At 72.0% G+C, this 16,582-nt stretch carries 17 protein-coding genes; 7 read left to right on the top strand and 10 right to left on the bottom strand.

What is annotated here, in order from left to right:
• Positions 1-8 precede the first annotated feature (8 nt).
• Positions 9-1,511: an MFS transporter gene (locus ACFYX0_RS04505; RefSeq protein WP_388966201.1), complete on the bottom strand. Its 1,503-nt coding sequence runs from the start codon at positions 1,509-1,511 to the stop codon at positions 9-11.
• 86 nt (positions 1,512-1,597) lie between these two features.
• On the opposite strand from ACFYX0_RS04505, the gene ACFYX0_RS04500 reads away from it, so the two are divergent.
• On the top strand, positions 1,598-1,993 hold the full coding sequence (locus tag ACFYX0_RS04500; RefSeq protein WP_388966198.1) for a MarR family winged helix-turn-helix transcriptional regulator: 396 nt from the start codon (positions 1,598-1,600) through the stop codon (positions 1,991-1,993).
• Positions 1,994-2,005: 12 nt separating this feature from the next.
• Here ACFYX0_RS04500 and ACFYX0_RS04495 read toward each other — a convergent pair whose 3' ends face one another.
• On the bottom strand, positions 2,006-2,746 hold the full coding sequence (locus tag ACFYX0_RS04495) for a maleylpyruvate isomerase family mycothiol-dependent enzyme (protein ID WP_388966195.1): 741 nt from the start codon (positions 2,744-2,746) through the stop codon (positions 2,006-2,008).
• Between the two features lie 52 nt (positions 2,747-2,798).
• On the bottom strand, positions 2,799-4,085 hold the full coding sequence (locus ACFYX0_RS04490) for a cytochrome P450 (protein WP_388966193.1): 1,287 nt from the start codon (positions 4,083-4,085) through the stop codon (positions 2,799-2,801).
• Positions 4,086-4,372: 287 nt separating this feature from the next.
• Here ACFYX0_RS04490 and ACFYX0_RS04485 point away from each other — a divergent pair, with 287 nt between their 5' ends.
• Complete coding sequence (locus tag ACFYX0_RS04485) at positions 4,373-5,104, top strand: CBS domain-containing protein (RefSeq protein ID WP_311701365.1); 732 nt, start codon at positions 4,373-4,375, stop codon at positions 5,102-5,104.
• Between the two features lie 69 nt (positions 5,105-5,173).
• Here the strand turns inward: ACFYX0_RS04485 and ACFYX0_RS04480 are convergent, their stop codons facing one another.
• Positions 5,174-7,009: a glycoside hydrolase family 15 protein gene (locus ACFYX0_RS04480; protein ID WP_388966190.1), complete on the bottom strand. Its 1,836-nt coding sequence runs from the start codon at positions 7,007-7,009 to the stop codon at positions 5,174-5,176.
• Between the two features lie 217 nt (positions 7,010-7,226).
• On the bottom strand, positions 7,227-8,006 hold the full coding sequence (locus tag ACFYX0_RS04475) for a DeoR/GlpR family DNA-binding transcription regulator (protein ID WP_388966188.1): 780 nt from the start codon (positions 8,004-8,006) through the stop codon (positions 7,227-7,229).
• Between the two features lie 138 nt (positions 8,007-8,144).
• Here ACFYX0_RS04475 and ACFYX0_RS04470 point away from each other — a divergent pair, with 138 nt between their 5' ends.
• Positions 8,145-9,125 (top strand): SIS domain-containing protein, encoded by a 981-nt coding sequence (locus tag ACFYX0_RS04470; protein WP_388966185.1) that lies wholly within the window; start codon positions 8,145-8,147, stop codon positions 9,123-9,125.
• Positions 9,126-9,137: 12 nt separating this feature from the next.
• Complete coding sequence (locus ACFYX0_RS04465; protein ID WP_388966182.1) at positions 9,138-10,022, top strand: ketose-bisphosphate aldolase; 885 nt, start codon at positions 9,138-9,140, stop codon at positions 10,020-10,022.
• A 46-nt stretch (positions 10,023-10,068) separates the two neighbouring features.
• Here ACFYX0_RS04465 and ACFYX0_RS04460 read toward each other — a convergent pair whose 3' ends face one another.
• Entirely contained in the window at positions 10,069-11,205 is a 1,137-nt protein-coding gene (locus ACFYX0_RS04460) for a methyltransferase (RefSeq protein ID WP_388966179.1), read from the bottom strand.
• Between the two features lie 154 nt (positions 11,206-11,359).
• Between ACFYX0_RS04460 and ACFYX0_RS04455 the strand changes: the two genes are divergently transcribed.
• Both ACFYX0_RS04455 and ACFYX0_RS04450 read left to right on the top strand, forming a co-directional pair.
• Positions 11,360-12,049 (top strand): alpha-ketoglutarate-dependent dioxygenase AlkB family protein, encoded by a 690-nt coding sequence (locus ACFYX0_RS04455; RefSeq protein ID WP_388966177.1) that lies wholly within the window; start codon positions 11,360-11,362, stop codon positions 12,047-12,049.
• On the top strand, positions 12,046-13,290 hold the full coding sequence (locus ACFYX0_RS04450) for an ROK family protein (RefSeq protein ID WP_388966174.1): 1,245 nt from the start codon (positions 12,046-12,048) through the stop codon (positions 13,288-13,290). Before ACFYX0_RS04455 ends, ACFYX0_RS04450 begins: the two co-directional genes overlap by 4 nt.
• Before the next feature lie 76 nt (positions 13,291-13,366).
• On the opposite strand, the gene ACFYX0_RS04445 is transcribed toward ACFYX0_RS04450, so the two are convergent.
• Entirely contained in the window at positions 13,367-13,951 is a 585-nt protein-coding gene (locus ACFYX0_RS04445; protein WP_388966171.1) for a DUF4865 family protein, read from the bottom strand.
• A 44-nt stretch (positions 13,952-13,995) separates the two neighbouring features.
• Positions 13,996-14,571 carry a TetR/AcrR family transcriptional regulator gene (locus ACFYX0_RS04440; protein WP_355905539.1) on the bottom strand — a complete coding sequence of 192 codons (576 nt, stop codon included), beginning with the start codon at positions 14,569-14,571 and terminating at the stop codon, positions 13,996-13,998.
• Positions 14,572-14,731: 160 nt separating this feature from the next.
• On the opposite strand from ACFYX0_RS04440, the gene ACFYX0_RS04435 reads away from it, so the two are divergent.
• On the top strand, positions 14,732-15,019 hold the full coding sequence (locus ACFYX0_RS04435) for an SHOCT domain-containing protein (protein ID WP_388966505.1): 288 nt from the start codon (positions 14,732-14,734) through the stop codon (positions 15,017-15,019).
• Positions 15,020-15,093: 74 nt separating this feature from the next.
• On the opposite strand, the gene ACFYX0_RS04430 is transcribed toward ACFYX0_RS04435, so the two are convergent.
• Positions 15,094-15,618 (bottom strand): ATP-binding protein, encoded by a 525-nt coding sequence (locus ACFYX0_RS04430; protein WP_388966169.1) that lies wholly within the window; start codon positions 15,616-15,618, stop codon positions 15,094-15,096.
• 242 nt (positions 15,619-15,860) lie between these two features.
• Positions 15,861-16,184 carry a hypothetical protein gene (locus tag ACFYX0_RS04425; RefSeq protein WP_311700194.1) on the bottom strand — a complete coding sequence of 108 codons (324 nt, stop codon included), beginning with the start codon at positions 16,182-16,184 and terminating at the stop codon, positions 15,861-15,863.
• Positions 16,185-16,582: the final 398 nt, after the last annotated feature.

The following is a 16,582-nucleotide window of genomic DNA, read 5'->3' as shown; positions in this document are numbered from 1 at the left end:
GCGACCCCCTAGTCGCGGACCGCCACGTGCTCCGCGTGCGCCTCCTGGGAGAGGGCCCCGACCTCCTGCGGAAGGGACCCGGCGACGACCAGGGACCGCTGCGACCGGCGGGCGCGCAGTCCTGTGAGGGTCACGAGCAGGCCCGCGAGGGCGATACCGGTGACCACGATCAGTCCGGGGCGGTAGCTGTCGAGCACGGCCTGCGGCGTGGGGTGCGCGGGCGTGTGCGCGGTCACCACCGCCGTCACCACGGCCAGGAAGAGGGCGCCGCCCACTTGGACCGAGGTGTTGAGCAGGCCGGAGACCATGCCCTGCTCGTGGTCCTCGACACCGCTGGTGGCCTGGATGTTGAGCGAGGGGAAGACCAGCGCGCAGGCCGCACCGATCAGCAGCATGCTCGGCAGGATGACGGCCGCGTACACGGGGTCGAGACCGACGCGCAGGAACAGTGCGTAGCCGACGACCATGAATGCGAAGCCCACCGCGATGAGCCGCTGGGTCCCGAAGCGGTCGACGATCGCGCCCACCTTCGTCGACGAGACGGCGACCAGCGCCCCGGCGGGCAGGAAGGCGAGCGCCGTGTGCAGCGCCGACCAGCCGAGCAGCGACTGCATGTACAGCGTGACCAGGAACTGGAAGCCGACGTAGGACCCGAAGAAGGCCATCGCGCCGAGCTGGGCGCGGATCTGGGTGCCGGAGCGCAGGACGCCCAGCCGGATCAGCGGACCGGCCGAGCGCCGCTCGACGGTGACGAACGCGGTCAGGAGCACGGCGACGGCGAGGAAGGACAGCAGCGTCCGGGCGGACGCCCAGCCGGCCTGCGGTGCCTCGACGACGGTGAAGACGAGCAGCAGCATCGACGCGGTGCCGATGACGGCGCCGGGGATGTCGTAGCCGTTGTGGTCCTTCTCCCGTTCGCTGCGGGGCAGCAGCTTGAGGCCCGCGAGCAGGGCGATCAGCGCGATCGGCGCGGGCAGCAGCATGGTCAGGCGCCAGCTGGCCTCGGTGAGCAGACCCGAGAGCACCAGGCCCATGGAGAAGCCGGTGGCGGCGCAGGTGGTGTAGATCGACAGGGCGCGGTTGCGCAGCGGGCCCTCGGCGAAGGTCGTGGTGATGATGGACAGTCCGGCGGGCGCCGTGAACGCGGCGCTCAGGCCCTTGATGAAGCGGCTGGCGATCAGCAGGGGACCCGAGTCGACGAGCCCGCCCAGCAGTGAGGCCACCGCGAAGACGCCCAGGGCCACCAGGAACACCTGGCGCCTGCCGAGCAGGTCCGCGGTGCGTCCGCCGAGCAGGAGCAGGCCGCCGTAGCCGAGGATGTAGCCGCTGACGACCCACTGCAGCGTCGACGTCGTCAGATGGAGGTCGGAACCGATGGACGGCAGGGCGACGCCGACCATCGACACATCCAGGGCGTCCAGGAACATCGCGGCGCAGAGCACCAGCAGGGTGCCCCACAGCCGCGGGGTCCAGCGTCCCTCGGACGCGGTGTTGGGGAGCGGAGAGGTCATGCCTCAGAGACTTACATGCGCATGCATTGAATGCAAGCGCATTTAATTCGGATGCAACAAAGCGGGTTCTTTGCTACGGTGCGGCCATGGCGGAGGTGAACAAGGCCGAGCGGGCGCTCGTGGACCAGTGGCGCGACATCCTGGGGCTGCACGCGCACACCCAGTGCGAACTCGACCGAGCCCTGCACCCGCACGGCCTGTGCGCCAGTGACTTCGAGGTGCTCGACCTGCTGTCCGAGCGCACCGCCCCGGACGACTCGGGTGCCTACCGCGTCCAGGAGATCTCCGAGCGGGTCCATCTGAGCCAGAGCGCGCTGTCGCGGCTCGTCGCCCGCCTGGAGAAGGACGGACTGGTCGAGCGGGCCATGTGCGCGGAGGACCGGCGCGGTGTGCGCGTGGTCCTCACGGCCAAGGGGAGCGATCTGCACCGCGAGGTGCTGCCGATCCACCGAGGGGTGCTGGCGAGGATGCTGGCGGGTTGAGGGCCCGGTCGCTCAGCTCCAGGTGACGGCGGACCTCTCGCGCCACAGGGCGGCGACCGAGGCGTCACCGGTCACCTCCGGGAACGGCAGCCGGTTCCACAGGGACAGGTACAACTGCTCGGCGGGCCCGGCCACTTCACAGTCGGCGTCCCCTGCCCCCACCCGCTCGGCCACGGGCGGCCCCTCCGACAGCCGTACGCTCCACACCGCGTCGTCGGCGTCCGTCGCCCGCACCCGCAGCACCCGAGGCTCCTCGCTGCGGACCCCGCTCCTGGAACGGGCGTGGAAGCCGTGCAGCAACTCGTCGATGCCGTCGAGCGCGAAGTCCGTGCCGACCGCGGTGGGCGTCCCGCCACGCGCCGCCTCCGCGTCGAACCGGTGCACGGCCGTCTCGTGCGCCTGCCGCCGGGCCCAGAAGGCGAGCGGCGAGGGGGCCGGCAGGAAGTGCCAGCACTGCACGTCGGGCGCGGCGCCGGAGAGGGTGTCGACGAGGTGGCAGTGCCCCTCGCGGAACCAGGTCAGGAGCGCCGCGCCGTCGAGATCCGGCAGTCCGCCGCCGGGGTGGTACGCGGTGTGCCCCTCGGTGACGAAGGCCGCCGCCCATCGGTGCACCATGCCCGTGTGCCGCAGCAGATCCCGCACCAGCCAGTCCGGGCAGGTCGGCACCTTCGCGGCGGTACCCGACTCCTCCGCCGCGGCGGCCAGCAACCGCCCCTCCCGGTCCAGGACCTCGATGAACTCGGCATTCTCCATGAGGTCGAGTGTGCCGTACCGGTGATCGGCGCGTGAGCGTTAGGCACATCCCTCAGAACCGCACCGGCAGCCGCAGCAGGTGGAACCCGTCGCCAGGCCAGTGCCCGAACTCCAGCTCGTCCCGCCCCACGGCGAGATCGGTGCCGGGACGGCGGACCAGCACCTGGTCGAGCACGACCGCGGTGACGAGACGACCGAGGGCTGCGCCGAGGCAGTAGTGGGCGCCGTGGCCGAAGGCGAGATGGCCGTCGCCGCGGCCGAACTCCCGGGTGATGTCCAGTCGGTCGGCTGTCTCGCCGTACTCCTCCGCGTCATGGTTGGCGGCGAGCAGTGCCACGGTCACGGTCTCCCCCTTCTTCAGGGCGGTCCCGGCGAACTCGAAGTCCTCGGTGGCGTACGTCGAGGCACCGATGCGCACGAGGCTGACGTGACGGAGCAGTTCGGGCACCGCACGCTCCAGCAGCGCGGGATCGGCCCGCAGCGCGGCGAGCTGCTCCGGGTGGTCGAAGAGGGCGAGGACCGCATGGGCGAGGAACAGGGCGGGCGGGGTGATCCCGGTGCTGATCAGCAGGAAGACCACCGACACCAGCTCGTCCTCGGTCAGCGGCTCCCCGCCGTCGTGGCTCGCCCCGATCAGTGCGGAGACGAGGTCCTCGGTGGGGGCGGCCCGCCGCCGGGCGATCAGCTCCCTGGTGTAGTCCACGATGCCGACGAGCCCGTCCACCGTGCGGCTGCCGTCGCCGTACGCGAAGTCGTGGATCCAGGCGCACACCCGGTCCCGGTCGTCCTCTTCAACACCGACGAGTTCGCAGACGACGACGGTGGCCAGCGGGTACGCGAACTCGCCCAGCAGATCCGCCTCGCCCCGCGCCGCGAGTCCGCGCAGCAGGTCCTCGGCCGTCCGTTCCACGAACGACCGCAGGGCCGCTATGCGCCGAGCGGTGAACGCCCGGGTCAGCGGGGTGCGCAGCCGGGCGTGCTCCGGGCCGTCCAGCAGCGCCAGATGACCGGCGACATAGCGGGCGTACTCCGCCGGGAAGCCGCCGAGCGCGGCCTCCAGCAGCTCGGCCTGCGGGTCGGCGCCGTCGGCCCCGCCGGGGACCCTGGAGCGGTCCCGGACGAGCCGCGGTTCGGTCAGGGCGGCCTTGACCTCGGCATAGCGGGTGACGAGCCGTGCCGGGGTCTGCAGGCCCGGAAGCACCACCTCGGGGAGCTCGGACCGGGTGCGGAAGCCGGCGTAGGCGCCTACGGGGTCCTCGACGAGTTCGGGGGCCAGATGGACGGGGCAGGAGCCTGCGGTCGCGGGGGCGGTGTCGGTGGTGCCGCTGTGTGAGGTCATGCCGTAGAGCATGCGGACGGCTGCCTTCACGGTGGTTTCATCCCGGTTTCACGGCCGTCCGACGGCCGCCTGCTCGACATCAGGGCCGAACGGCCCCCGGTCCACCCCCGGCCAGCCCATGGAATCGCCCCGGAACCGCCGGATGCTCGAAGAGCAGAGGCAAGGTACGTGTCGAGAGGCAGGGGAAGAATCGAGAGGCATCGTGCTCGACGCCCGCGTGCGTACGTCTGCCGCCGCGCGGGCCCCAGGACCCATGTCTGCGCCCACTTCGCCGAGGAGGGAAGGACATGAAGCACAACAAGGTCGGCTCGGTGATGACCACGGATGTCATCCGCGCCGAGTACCGCACTCCGTTCAAGGAGGTCGCGCGGCTCCTCGCAGACCGCCACATCAGCGGACTGCCCGTCGTGGACGACGACGACAAGGTCATCGGCGTCGTCTCCGAGACGGACCTGGTGGCCAGGCAGTCGGAAGCCCTCGACGCGGACGAACCCAGGCGCCGCTTCCGGTTCGCCCCGCTGACGTCCAGGGCGCGCCGACAGGTCGCCAAGTCCACGGCCTTCACCGCCGGCCAGCTCATGACCGTACCGCCCGTCACCGTGCACGCCGAGGAGACCATCGCCGAGGCCGCGCGGACCATGGCGCAGCGGCATGTGGAGCGGCTGCCCGTGCTGGACGAGGAGGACCGGCTCGTCGGCATCGTCACCCGCCGGGACCTGCTCCAGGTCTTTCTGCGGTCCGACGCGGAGATCCGCCACGAAGTGATCGAGGAGGTGCTGATCCGCACCCTGCGGCTGGCACCCCGGAGCATCGATGTCTTCGTGGTCGAGGGCGTGGTCACGCTCACCGGCCAGCTGGTACGCAGGACCGAGACGGCGGTCGCCGTCTCCATGACCAAGCAGATCGACGGAGTGGTCGCGGTGATCGACCAGCTCACCTACCGCTTCGACGACTCCCGTCTGCCGCACCACGAGCGGTCGTCGCACGGCGCCGCCGGTGACTGGCTGCGTGACCCCTGACCGGACGTTTCCCCCTTCCGGCCCGGTGGGGCGAGGACTTCCGGCCGGGGGGGGGCGGCGAAGTCACCTTCAGCCCAGCGCCCGGTCCAGATTGAACGCCGCGCTGATCAGGGCGAAGTGTGTGAACGCCTGCGGGAAGTTGCCCTGTTGCTCACCGGTGCGGCTGATCTCCTCGGCGTACAGGCCCAGATGGTTGGCGTAGGTCAGCATCTTCTCGAAGGCGAGCCGTGCCTCGTCGAGACGGCCGGCCCGCACCAGTGCCTCGACGTACCAGAACGAGCAGATGGAGAACGTGCCCTCGTCGCCGCGCAGGCCGTCCGGCGCCGCCTGCGGGTCGTAGCGGTAGACCAGCGAGTCGGACACCAGGTCCTGGGTGAGGGCGTCCAGGGTGGACAGCCACTTGGGATCGGTGGGCGCGACGAACTTGGCCAGCGGCATCATCAGCAGCGCCGCGTCGAGCACGTCGCCGTCCTCGTACTGTACGAAGGCCCGGCGCTCGGCGGACCAGCCGTGTTCCATGATCCGCCGGTAGATCGCGTCCCGGCACCGCCGCCAGCGCAGCAGGTCGGCGGGCAGGCCCCGACGGTTGGCGAGCCGGATGGCCCGCTCGATCGCCACCCAGCACATCAGCCGCGAGTACAGGAAGTTCTTACGGCCGCCACGGGTCTCCCAGATGCCCTCGTCGGGCTGGTCCCAGTGGTCGCGGACCCAGTCGACCAGGGCGCAGACCTGGTCCCACTGGTCGCTGGAGATGGGCTGCGCCCACTTGTCGTAGAGGTAGATGGAGTCGATGAGGGCCCCGTAGATGTCGAGCTGGAGCTGGGTGGCGGCGCCGTTGCCGATCCGCACCGGCGCGGAGCCCTGGTGGCCCTCCAGATGGTCGAGCTCCCGCTCGGGCAGATCGGTGCGGCCGTCGATCCCGTACATGATCTGCAGCGGGCCGGACGGTCCGCCGTCCCCCGGGATGACGTGCCGGGTCACAAAGCTCATGAACGCCTCGGCCTCGCCGGTGAAGCCCAGCCGCAGCAGGGCGTAGACGCAGAAGGCAGCGTCCCGCACCCAGACATAGCGGTAGTCCCAGTTGCGCTCGCCGCCGAGTTGCTCGGGCAGGCTGGTGGTCGGGGCGGCGACGATCGCGCCGGTCGGGGAGTAGGTGAGCAGCTTCAGGGTGAGGGCGGAGCGGTGCACCATCTCCCGCCACCGGCCGCGGTAGCGCGAGGCGGCCAGCCAGCGGCGCCAGTACGCCACCGTGGTGGCGAACTGCCGTTCCGCCTCCGTGCGCGCGCACATGCGCGGAGGCATCGACTCACAGAGCTGGTCCAGCGCGAACACCGCCGCCTCACCCTCGGCCAGCTTGAAGTCCGTCCACACATCTGAGTCGTCGCCCTCCAGGGGCATGGTGGCGGTCAGGGCCAGCGTCAGGTCGGTGGACTCGAAGACCGCCACGTCGCCGAGCAGCCGGAGGGTGTGCGGTTCCGCGCCGTAGCCGAACCGTGGGGCGACCCGGGCCCGGAACGGGATGGAACCACGTACGCACAGCACCCGACGGATCAGCCGGTGGCGCTCGCTCTCGACGCACCCCTCGCCGATGGGCATGAAGTCCTGCACCTCGCCGACCCCGTCCTCCGTGAAGAACCGCGTGATCAGCACGTTGGTGTCGGGGAAGTAGAACTGTTTGGTACGGGCTGGCACGGTCGCCGTCAGCTCGAAGGACCCGCCCCTGTCGGCGTCCAGGATCGACGCGAACACGCTCGGGCGGTCGAAGGCCGGGCAGCAGTACCAGTCGATGGTGCCATTGGTGCCCACGAGGGCCACGGTGCGGAGGTCACCGATGAGCCCGTGATCCGCGATCGACAGGTACCGGGAGCCTCCGGACACAAACGCATCGCATGGCGTTTCGGCCATCACAGCCTCCCTGAGCACCCGACACGCCCCAGCGCAGTCCCAGCTTAGGCGCGGGCGTGGCCGGGAGCGCGGGGAGCGGGGCGTCGCCGATCACGACAGAGCGGGCCGTCGATCGCGCCTCGCCCGGCATCGGGCCGTGCGAGACCCTGCGAGAAGCCGGGGCCGGCCGCATCGGGCCCGTGCGAGACGCCGGGGCCACCCGCATCGGGGCCGGGTGTCAGACCACGACCACCCGCACACCCGCCTCCTCGAACCGCCGCATCACGTCCGCCCCGGCCGCTGAATCCGTGACCAGTGTGTCCACCGACTCCACCCCGCAGATCCACGCGAACGCGCGCTGCCCCAGCTTGCTGGAGTCCGCCGCGACGACCACACGCTCGGCGCGCTCGCACAGCAGACGGTTGATCGCGGCCTCCGCCTCGTCGTGCGCCGCCGCGCCATGGGTGACATCGAGAGCCACCACACCGAGCACGGCCACATCCAGGGTGATCCGGCCGAGCACCCCGTCCGCGAGCGGGCCGATCAGCTCGTAAGACTGCGGGCGCGCGACGCCGCCCGTCACCACGATCTTGAACTGCGGCCGCACGGCGAGCTCGTTGGCGATGTTCAGCGCGTTGGTGACCACGGTCAGCGCGGGGGAGCCCGTCGCCAGATCGCCGCGCACCGCCAGAGCGCGCGCCACCTCCGTCGTCGTCGTGCCGCCGGTGAGGCCCACCGCCTCCCCGGGGGCGATCAGATCCGCCACCGCCTTGGCGATGCGCTGCTTCTCGGAGGCGTGGCGGGCCGTCTTGTAGCGCAGCGGCAGCTCGTAGGAGACGCCGTGCACCACGGCGCCGCCCCGCGTGCGCACCAGCATCTGCTGCTCCGCGAGCTGGTCGAAGTCGCGGCGGATGGTCGCGGCCGACACCCCCAGCTCGGCCGCCGCCTCCTCGACATCCAGTCGGCCCCGCTCGACGAGCAGTTCCAGCAGCGCCTTCCAGCGGGCGTCCCGCGACATCCGCACGTCTCCGTTCCCCGGCCTGCGTTCCTCGGCCGCTGCGGCGACCCTAACGCACCCCACCTCGGTCCGAATGCTTGATTCTGATTGAAAGTCACCTATATCTTGCAGGAAATCGCACAGTGGGGAGGGTGAAGCATGACCCATGTCGAGGACGAGCTGAGCAGCCAGCCCGAGTGCTGGAGCCGCGCCGCCAAGGACGCGGCGGACCACACACGGGCCCTCCCGGCGGTGGGGGAGCGGGTCGCGATCGTCGGATGCGGTACCTCGTGGTTCATGGCGCAGTCCGCCGCCGCGTTGCGTGAGCGGTCCGGGCAGGGCGAGACGGACGCGTTCGCCGCCTCCGAGTTCCCCTACGGGCGCCCGTACGACCGGGTCGTCGCCCTCACCCGGTCCGGCACCACCACCGAGGTCCTCGAACTCCTCGGCCGGCTGCGGGGGCGGACCCGGACCACCGCGATCACCGCCGACCCCGGCACACCCGTGATGGACCGCGCCGACGAGGTGGTCGTGCTCGACTACGCCGACGAGCAGTCCGTCGTCCAGACCCGCTTCGCCACCACCGCGCTCACCGTGCTGCGGGCCCACCTCGGCCGGCACTCGGACGCCGTGGTCGCCGATGCCCGTACCGCACTGGAGACCCCGCTGCCCGCGGGCCTCGCCGACTGCACACAGTTCACCTTCCTGGGCCGCGGCTGGACGGTCGGACTGGCCAACGAGGCCGGACTCAAGATGCGGGAGGCCGCACGGGCGTGGACGGAGGCCTATCCGGCGATGGAGTACCGGCACGGCCCCGTCAGCATCACCACGCACGGCACCGCCACCTGGATGCTCGGGGAGGCGCCCGAGGGGCTCGCCCGGCAGGTGCGGGACACGGGCGGGCTGTGGGTCGCCGGTGAACTCGACCCGCTCGCCGAACTCGTACGCGTCCAGCGGCTCGCGGTCGCCGTCGCCACCGCCCGGGGGCTCGACCCCGACCGGCCGCGCCATCTGACCCGCTCGGTGATCCTCACTCCGGGCGCGGATCCGGGCCGCGACGGGAACCCCAGCGCGAACCCCGGCCCGAACCCCAGCGCGAACCCCGGCGGGCGCCCCGGTCCCGCCCCGCGTTCCCGTTGAGCGGGAGGACCCATGCCCCTCGCAGCCACCGGCGAGCTGATCGCCGCTGCCGCCGGCGCACGTCATGCCGTGCCCGCGTTCAACGTCATCACCCTCGAACACGTCGAGGCCGTCATCGTGGGCGCGGAGCACGCGGGCGCCCCGGTGGTGCTCCAGGTCAGCGAGAACGCGGTCAAGTACCGCTACGGACGTCTGCTTCCCCTCGCCCGGGCCGCCGCCGAGGCCGCCGAGCGCGCCGCCGTGCCCGTCGCCCTCCACCTGGACCACATCCACAGCGACGGCCTGCTCCGGCAGGCGCCCGGCGCCGGGTTCAGCTCGGTGATGTACGACGCGGCCCGGCTGCCGTACGAGGAGAACCTCGCCGCCACCCGCGCAGCCGCCGACTGGGCGCACGCCCAAGGGCTGTGGATCGAGGCGGAGTTGGGGCAGGTCGGCGGCAAGAACGGCGAGCCGCCGCCCGACCCGCACGCCCCCGGCGCCCGGACCGATCCCCAGGAGGCCGCCGCCTTCGTGTCCGGCACCGGCGTCGACGCCCTCGCCGTAGCCGTCGGCAGCACCCACGCGATGACCACGCGCACGGCCGCACTCGACCACGGTCTGCTCAAGCGGCTGAGTGCCGCGCTCGACATACCCCTCGTCCTGCACGGCTCCTCCGGACTGCCGGACGGAGAGCTGACGGCGGCCGTCGCGGGAGGCATCGCGAAGGTCAACATAGGGACCGCGCTGAACGTCGCGATGACCGGCGCGATCAGGGAGTTCCTCGCCGCGCATCCCGAGGCGGCCGACTCACGGGGCTATCTGGGCGTGGGACGGGAGGCGATGGTCCGGACCGTGGCCCGGCTGATCGCCGTGCTCAGGGACGGCGACGCGCCTTCACCCGCGCCCGAGTTTCCTTAGCCCCGCGTGGTGGGTCCCCGTCGGCGTGGGCCGCGGGGATCCACCGCTAGCTCCCTTTCTTGACGGCCCTAAGGACCACGAACTTCGCGTCGCTCGCGACCACTTCACTGTTGCCGAACAGACGGCGCAGCTTCACGTGGTAGCCCAGATGGCGGTTGCCGATCACCCACAGCTCGCCACCCGGCCGCAGGGCGCGCCGTGCCCCGGTGAACATGCGCCAGGCCGTGGCGTCCGTCGTCGCCTGATGAGAGTGGAACGGCGGGTTGTTGAGGACGAGGTCCACGCTCCCGGCGGGCACCCCGGACAGGCCGTCCCCCACTCGGAACTCGGCCTTCCCCTCCGCGTTGTCCCGGTACGTCGCCTCCGCCGACGCCACCGCCTGGTACGACTCGTCGACGAACAGCACCTCGGCGCCGGGCGCGTTCAGCGCGGCCGCCAGACCGACCACCCCGTTGCCGCAGCCGAGGTCCACGATGCGCTCGGCGTCCCGGCCGCTCGGCAGATGTCCGAGGAAGAACCGGGTGCCGATGTCGAGGCGGTCCGCGCAGAAGACACCGGCGTGGTTCGTGACGGTCCGGCCCGACAACGAGCCGATGCCGTCGGGGAGTCGATACCGGTACGGCCACGGGTTGGCGCCCCGTTCGAGCGCCGGATCGGGGGTGCAGAAGATCAGCCGGGCCTTCTGCTCGGCGAGCGAGGTGCGGGTCGGGCCGAGGATCTGCTCGAACAGCGTCAGGGTCGAGGTGTGGATCTCCTTGACCATCCCGGTGCCCACGACCACCGTGCCCTCGTGCACAGCGGGCGCCAGCCGGTGCAGCTGGTCCTCCAGCAGCGCGAGGCTCTTCGGCACCCGTACGAGCAGGACGTCGATCCGGGACGGCGGGGCGTCCCGCGTGGTCAGGAGGCGTACGGCGTCCGCGTCGACGTCGTTGCGGGCGAGGTTCAGCCGGGTCGCCTCGCGGGCCAGGAACGAGTCGCTGATCTGCGTCGGTCGGTGCGCCGCGAGCGCGGTGGTGAGCGCGCCCCACCGGTCGCCGACGACCACGACCGTACCGTCGAGCGACATACCGCTCGCCGCGAGGTGCCGCAGCAGATACGCGTCGGACGCGTCCCAGGCGCGCAGCCGGTCGCGGGGATCCTCGGGGAAACGGGTCAGCGTGTGGGCGCCCCAGGGCGTGCTCATACGGTCGTTCATCGTGCGTCCAGGCTAGCCGAGGCGCAGCTCAGCCCCTGTCTCCGTCCGTCGGCGAGGAACCCGGGGAAGAGGTGCCGGCCCCGCCCCGAGCCCCGGGTCTGCGCGGCTCCGCCCGACCGGCCGGATACGTGATGATGGGGCCATGGAGGCCGAGCTGTTCCCGCGCAGCCGTGTGCGGATCGCACCCGGCGCCGCCCACGTGCCCGACTGGCTGGACGCGGACCGGCAGCGGTGGTTGCTCGGCGCCTGCCGGGAGTGGGCCCGGCCGCCCGCGGGACTGCGGACCGTGCGCACTCCCGGCGGCGGCACCATGACCGCCCGCCAGGTGTGCCTCGGTCTGCACTGGTACCCCTACGGCTACGCCGGAACGGCCGTCGACGGCGACGGCGCCCCCGTCAAACCCCTCCCGGACTGGCTCGCGACGCTGGCCCGCGAGGCGGTCGCGACCGCCCTCGGCCCGGAAGCCGTCCCGCCGGAGCCGTACGACATCGCCCTGATCAACTACTACGACGCGGACGCCCGCATGGGCATGCACCGCGACAGCGACGAGAGGTCCGCCGCCCCCGTGGTGTCCCTGAGCCTCGGCGACACATGTGTCTTCCGCTTCGGCAACACCGAGAACAGGGCGCGCCCCTACACGGATGTGGAGCTGCGCAGCGGGGATCTGTTCGTCTTCGGCGGTCCCGCGCGGCTCGCCTACCACGGCGTGCCGCGGGTGTGTCCCGGTACGGCGCCGCCCTCGCTCGGGCTGACGGGCCGGCTGAACATCACGCTGAGGGTCGGCGGCTTCCGGCAGGACCCGGAGCGGATCATGGGAGACTCGCCCTCATGACTGGCAAGGAGGCCCCCCGGACGGCAGGGGAAGCGAACACACGGACGCGGCTGGACCGGGGCCGCGGTGCGCTCGGCCCCGCGCTGGAGTTGGTGCACACCGGACGTGCGCCGACGCGTGCCGTGCTCACCGCCGAACTGGGCGTCACCCGGGCCACCGCCGGAGCCGTGGCCGCCGAGCTGGAGGCCCTGGGGCTGATCCGGGTCGACGCGCATCCGGGCGCCGCCGCCGGTGCGCAGGGCCGGCCCTCGCACCGGCTCGAGGTCGCCGAGGACGGGCCTGTTGCGCTCGCCGCCCAGGTGCACGCGGACGGCTTCCGGGCCGCGCTCGTCGGGCTGGGCGGCCGGATCGTCGCGACCGCGCCCGGCTGCGAGACCGTCGACGCCGACCCGGCGAAGGTGCTCGGCTCGGTGGTCGAGGAGGGTGCCCGGCTGCTGCGCGAGACCGGCCGGCGCTGTGTGGGCGCGGGGCTCGCCGTGCCGTCCGCGGTCGCCGAACCCGAGGGTCTCGCGCTCAACCCGCTGCATCTGGCCTGGCCGGCGGGCGCGCCCGTGCGGGAGATCTTCGCCGAACAGGTGCGCGCCGCGGGCATCACCGGACCGGCCTTCGCCGCGAACGACATCAACCTCGCCGCGCTCGCCGAACACCGGCACGGCGCGGGACGCGGCTCCCGGGACCTGCTGTGTGTCGCCACCGGTCACCGGGGTGTAGGCGGTGCGCTGGTGCTCGACGGGCGGCTGCACACCGGAAGTTCGGGGCTCGCGCTGGAGGTGGGACACCTCACCGTCAACCCCGAGGGCCGCCCCTGCCACTGCGGCAGCCGCGGCTGTCTGGACGTGGAGGCGGACCCGCTGGCCTTCCTGACGGCGGCGGGCCGTGACGCGGGCCCCGAGGTGTCACAGCTCCAGCAGGCCAACGACCTGATCCGGGACGGCTTTCCCGCCGACCCCGCCGTGCGCGTCGCCGTCGAGGTCCTGATCGACCGGCTGGGCCTCGGCCTCGCCGGGCTGGTCAACATCCTCAACCCGGACCGGATCATCCTCGGCGGACTGCACCGCACCCTGTTCGACGCCGACCCCGAGCGGCTGCGCGCCGTCGTCGCCGACCGCAGCCTGTGGGGCCGCAGCGGCGGCGTCCCCATCCTCGCGTGCACGCTCGACCACAACAGCCTGGTGGGAGCGGCCGAACTGGCATGGCAGCCGGTGCTCGACGACCCGCCGGCGGCCCTGGCCGAGGTCTAGGAGCGGGAGCGGGGGCCGGGAACGTGGCCCGGTCCCCGGCCCGTACGGCATCCGGCAGCCGCCAGTCCGTGGCTCCTCACCACTGGCGTCCGCGCGGCAGCCGCTCCCTCCCCGGTGCCGACATGCGCAGCACCTGGAACACCTCGCCCGGCGCCTTGGGCGCCTCGTGGTCCCAGAGCGAGAAGCGGACCACCTCCCAGCCGTGGGTGTCGACGGCCGCCGCCGCGAGCACCGCGCCGTCCGCCGCGGCCAACCGCCCGGTCTCGCGAACCACGTCCGCCATGGTCTCGGACAGCTCCGCACCGTCCGGCACCCGCTCGCGACTGCGCACGGCGACCACGGCGGGCGAACCCGCGGCGGCTCCCTCCTCGTACGCCAGCCCCGTCCACTGGCGGACCACCGGTCGCCCGAAGTCGTCGGCGAGCCCTTGGAAGGGGCCCGTCCACAGGAAGGTGTTCATGCCGTCGACGGTGTTCCAGAGGTAGAACGGCGCGTACTGGTTGACGGGCGAGCCGTGCACTCCGCGTTCCCGTATCAGGTACGTCTTGAAGCCGAGGCCGTCCCAGTCGTCCAGCAGGTGGCCGACGCGGGACACACGGCCGCGGATGATGTCCATGTCGTAGTCGGCGGGCAGCGTCAGCTCGTACTGCATGGCGTGCATCGGATGCCTCCTGAGACGGTGTGGGCGCGGACGTCGAGCCTCTTTCAGGAGGCCGGGCGGAGAAGGGTCAGCAGACCCCGGACCGCCGTGTCGAAGGCGGCCGGCGAACCCGAGGCGCGGGCCAGCACATAGCCGCCCTGGACGGTCGCGAGGACGGTCGCGGCGATCTCCTCCGCGTCCAGGGACCGAGCGAACTGCCCCTGCTCCTTGCCCTCTTCGACGAGCTGGGCGAGCTGCTCGCGCAGCCAGTCGATCGTCTCGTCGACGGGGGCCCGCAGAGCGTCGCTGGCGATCACGTCCGGATCCATCGTCAGACGGCCCACGGGGCAGCCGCGCAGCACGTCGCGCTCGCGCCGCAGATACGCCTCGATGCGTTCGTACGGCGTTCCGGGGCCGGAGAGCACGGCCTGCGCCGTGGCGCGCATCTCCTCGGCGGTACGACGGATCGCGGCCAGCGCCAGGTCCGGCTTGCCCTTGAAGTGGTGGTACATGCTGCCCTGGCCGGTGCCGGAGCGCTCCAGAATCGCCTTGGGACTGGTGCCCACGTAGCCGCGGTCCCACAGCAGTTCGCGAGTGGACTCGATCAGTCGCTCCTGGGTGTTCACGGCGACACTATACATACCAGTAGGTACAGAAATCGAGGGAACCGAAGGAGCAGCCGCCGACCACCCCGTACTCCTGACGGGGTACGCGCACTGCCGCCGGCCGTACGACGACCTCGAACCCTTCCTGGAGCGAGTCTTGGGGCATCACCGAGAACTCACCGAGGAGATGACCGAGATGGAGACCCTGGCTCATGGCTACGGCGGGCCCGGCCCCTGGATCCTGTTCTTCCCGCTGGTCTGGGCGGCCGTCGTGTTCGGCGCCGTGACCGTCCTCCGCCGCACCGCCTGGCGCGGCCGCGGTGCCCCGTGGCGCGGAGTGGACAGCCGACCGACGGGTGACTCGCCGATCGCGGTGCTCGGCCGCCGTTTCGCCTCCGGCGAGATCGACGAGGACGAGTACTGGCGTCGACTGTCCGTCCTGGACGAGCAGTTCGGGCGCGTGAGCAAGCAGGGCGCCGCGTGAGCGGTGCGGCCGCAGGCCGTGCCCCGGCCGCCGGAAACGGCGGCCTGCGCGACGGGACAGGTGTCACCGCCCGGTCAGCCGGCAACGGCGGACCGGGCGGGAGCGTGTCGTGTCCGGCGCTCGTCGACCGCGAGCGCGTGGGTCGGTGCCTCCAGGGCCTTCTCGTGCGGCGTGAGGGCGGGGACCGGGGCGACCGGCGCCGGTGACGGCGCGGGCAGCACGAACCAGACGACCTTGCCCGAGTCGCCGTTCGGCCGTACACCCCAGCTGTCGGCCAGCGCGGCGACCATCGCCAGGCCGCGTCCGCTGGTGGCGGTGGGATCCGGCGCGCGCAGTTCCGGCAGGCGCGGATCGTGGTCGTGCACCGAGACGGTGAGCCGGTCGAGCAGCAGTTCCATCTCCACGGTGCACGTCTTGTCGGGCTGTGCGTGCAGGTGGACGTTGGTCAACAGTTCCGTCACACCCAGGGACGCCCGGTCTATCAAAAGATCGAGGTGCCAGTAGCGCAACTGCGCCGATACGATTCTGCGGACCTGGCCGATCCGCGACGGCAGGGCTTGGAGCTCCACCGTGCAGTGCCTGCTTGGCTGGCTGATCACGGCTGCGACTCCCCGAATTGAGGTCCGGAAGAAGACGGAGATCGGATCCAGCAGGAGGGCTGGGTGTACCTGCCGCCTGCTGTGCGGCGGACTACTCCGGCCGCTTGCTGCGGTACGGCTTCGTACGGGGGCCGCCCGCTGTTCTACCGGCGGGCTGGTTCTTCAGCGTGATCGCCGGTAAACCCAGAGTGATGTGAGACCAGCGTGACCCAAGGGGTGACCTACCGCAACTCGCGCTCCGCTCAGCCGCCCCGCCCGGACGCCCGGCGCACCGCCTCGATGAACCGCCGCGCCGACGGCGGCCCCGGCTGCCCCGGAGCGGGGTCGCGGTCGCCGAGCGTCAGCGAGTAGCGTGTGCCGTTGAGGTCCGCCGACGCCCGGCCCTCCGGCGCGAACCACGGCCTGGACGCCCGCACCGCCTGCACCGGCGCGCTGTCGATCTCGCTGCCGTAGCTGGTCAGCAGCCGCAGCCGGCCGTCACTGATCCGGACCTCTCCGGCCCGAGTGAGCGACCGCAGTCTCTTCCCGATCCGCACACCCGTGGCCGTGAACTCCGGGTCCGCCATGATGCCCCGCCCCCTCACGCGTCCGCCTGTGCCCGTACCGGATCCCGTCCGGATCCGCGTGGCGCGCGATCCGGTGGCGCTGGTCGAGTCCGGTCGTGATCGAGTAACCGATTCCGCGCAGGCCGGTGCCCCGGTGACGCCAGGCTGCACCGACCGGCGTTCCTCGCCGTGCAGTCTGCCCGCACCCGGCGCCTGGCACCAGTGCACACGGTGAGGGCGCGCCGGGCAACCGGCGCACTCGCGTGGATGCGCCCCCACCGTTTTCCGCCGCTGCGCAAGGGACGCCTTTGAGCCGCCCAAAGAAGCGTTTATGCAGGTGGGAACCCCTGTGAAAGGTGTTTATGATGCGGGGCGTCCGAGCGTGTGAAACCGGCCTCGGCACATCCCGGTAAGGAGCC

It is taken from the genome of Streptomyces sp. NPDC002573 (assembly GCF_042889625.1).
In the GTDB taxonomy this organism is placed as follows: Bacteria; Actinomycetota; Actinomycetes; order Streptomycetales; family Streptomycetaceae; genus Streptomyces; species Streptomyces gibsoniae.
The sequence above is the reverse complement of the archived record's forward strand: the minus strand, read 5'-3'. Positions and strand labels throughout refer to the sequence as shown.

Bases quoted from the DNA above. Each gene is read 5' to 3' on its own strand.
- ACFYX0_RS04485 (WP_311701365.1), top strand. From the start codon at position 4,373: ATGAAGCACAACAAGGTCGGCTCGGTGATGACCACGGATGTCATCCGC.
- ACFYX0_RS04480 (WP_388966190.1), bottom strand. From the start codon at position 7,009: ATGGCCGAAACGCCATGCGATGCGTTTGTGTCCGGAGGCTCCCGGTAC.
- ACFYX0_RS04440 (WP_355905539.1), bottom strand. From the start codon at position 14,571: ATGTATAGTGTCGCCGTGAACACCCAGGAGCGACTGATCGAGTCCACT.
- ACFYX0_RS04425 (WP_311700194.1), bottom strand. From the start codon at position 16,184: ATGGCGGACCCGGAGTTCACGGCCACGGGTGTGCGGATCGGGAAGAGA.
- ACFYX0_RS04490 (WP_388966193.1), bottom strand. From the start codon at position 4,085: ATGACCTCACACAGCGGCACCACCGACACCGCCCCCGCGACCGCAGGC.
- ACFYX0_RS04495 (WP_388966195.1), bottom strand. From the start codon at position 2,746: ATGGAGAATGCCGAGTTCATCGAGGTCCTGGACCGGGAGGGGCGGTTG.
- ACFYX0_RS04450 (WP_388966174.1), top strand. From the start codon at position 12,046: ATGACTGGCAAGGAGGCCCCCCGGACGGCAGGGGAAGCGAACACACGG.
- ACFYX0_RS04465 (WP_388966182.1), top strand. From the start codon at position 9,138: ATGCCCCTCGCAGCCACCGGCGAGCTGATCGCCGCTGCCGCCGGCGCA.
- ACFYX0_RS04475 (WP_388966188.1), bottom strand. From the start codon at position 8,006: ATGTCGCGGGACGCCCGCTGGAAGGCGCTGCTGGAACTGCTCGTCGAG.
- ACFYX0_RS04445 (WP_388966171.1), bottom strand. From the start codon at position 13,951: ATGCACGCCATGCAGTACGAGCTGACGCTGCCCGCCGACTACGACATG.
- ACFYX0_RS04460 (WP_388966179.1), bottom strand. From the start codon at position 11,205: ATGAGCACGCCCTGGGGCGCCCACACGCTGACCCGTTTCCCCGAGGAT.
- ACFYX0_RS04505 (WP_388966201.1), bottom strand. From the start codon at position 1,511: ATGACCTCTCCGCTCCCCAACACCGCGTCCGAGGGACGCTGGACCCCG.
- ACFYX0_RS04470 (WP_388966185.1), top strand. From the start codon at position 8,145: ATGACCCATGTCGAGGACGAGCTGAGCAGCCAGCCCGAGTGCTGGAGC.
- ACFYX0_RS04455 (WP_388966177.1), top strand. From the start codon at position 11,360: ATGGAGGCCGAGCTGTTCCCGCGCAGCCGTGTGCGGATCGCACCCGGC.
- ACFYX0_RS04500 (WP_388966198.1), top strand. From the start codon at position 1,598: ATGGCGGAGGTGAACAAGGCCGAGCGGGCGCTCGTGGACCAGTGGCGC.
- ACFYX0_RS04435 (WP_388966505.1), top strand. From the start codon at position 14,732: ATGGAGACCCTGGCTCATGGCTACGGCGGGCCCGGCCCCTGGATCCTG.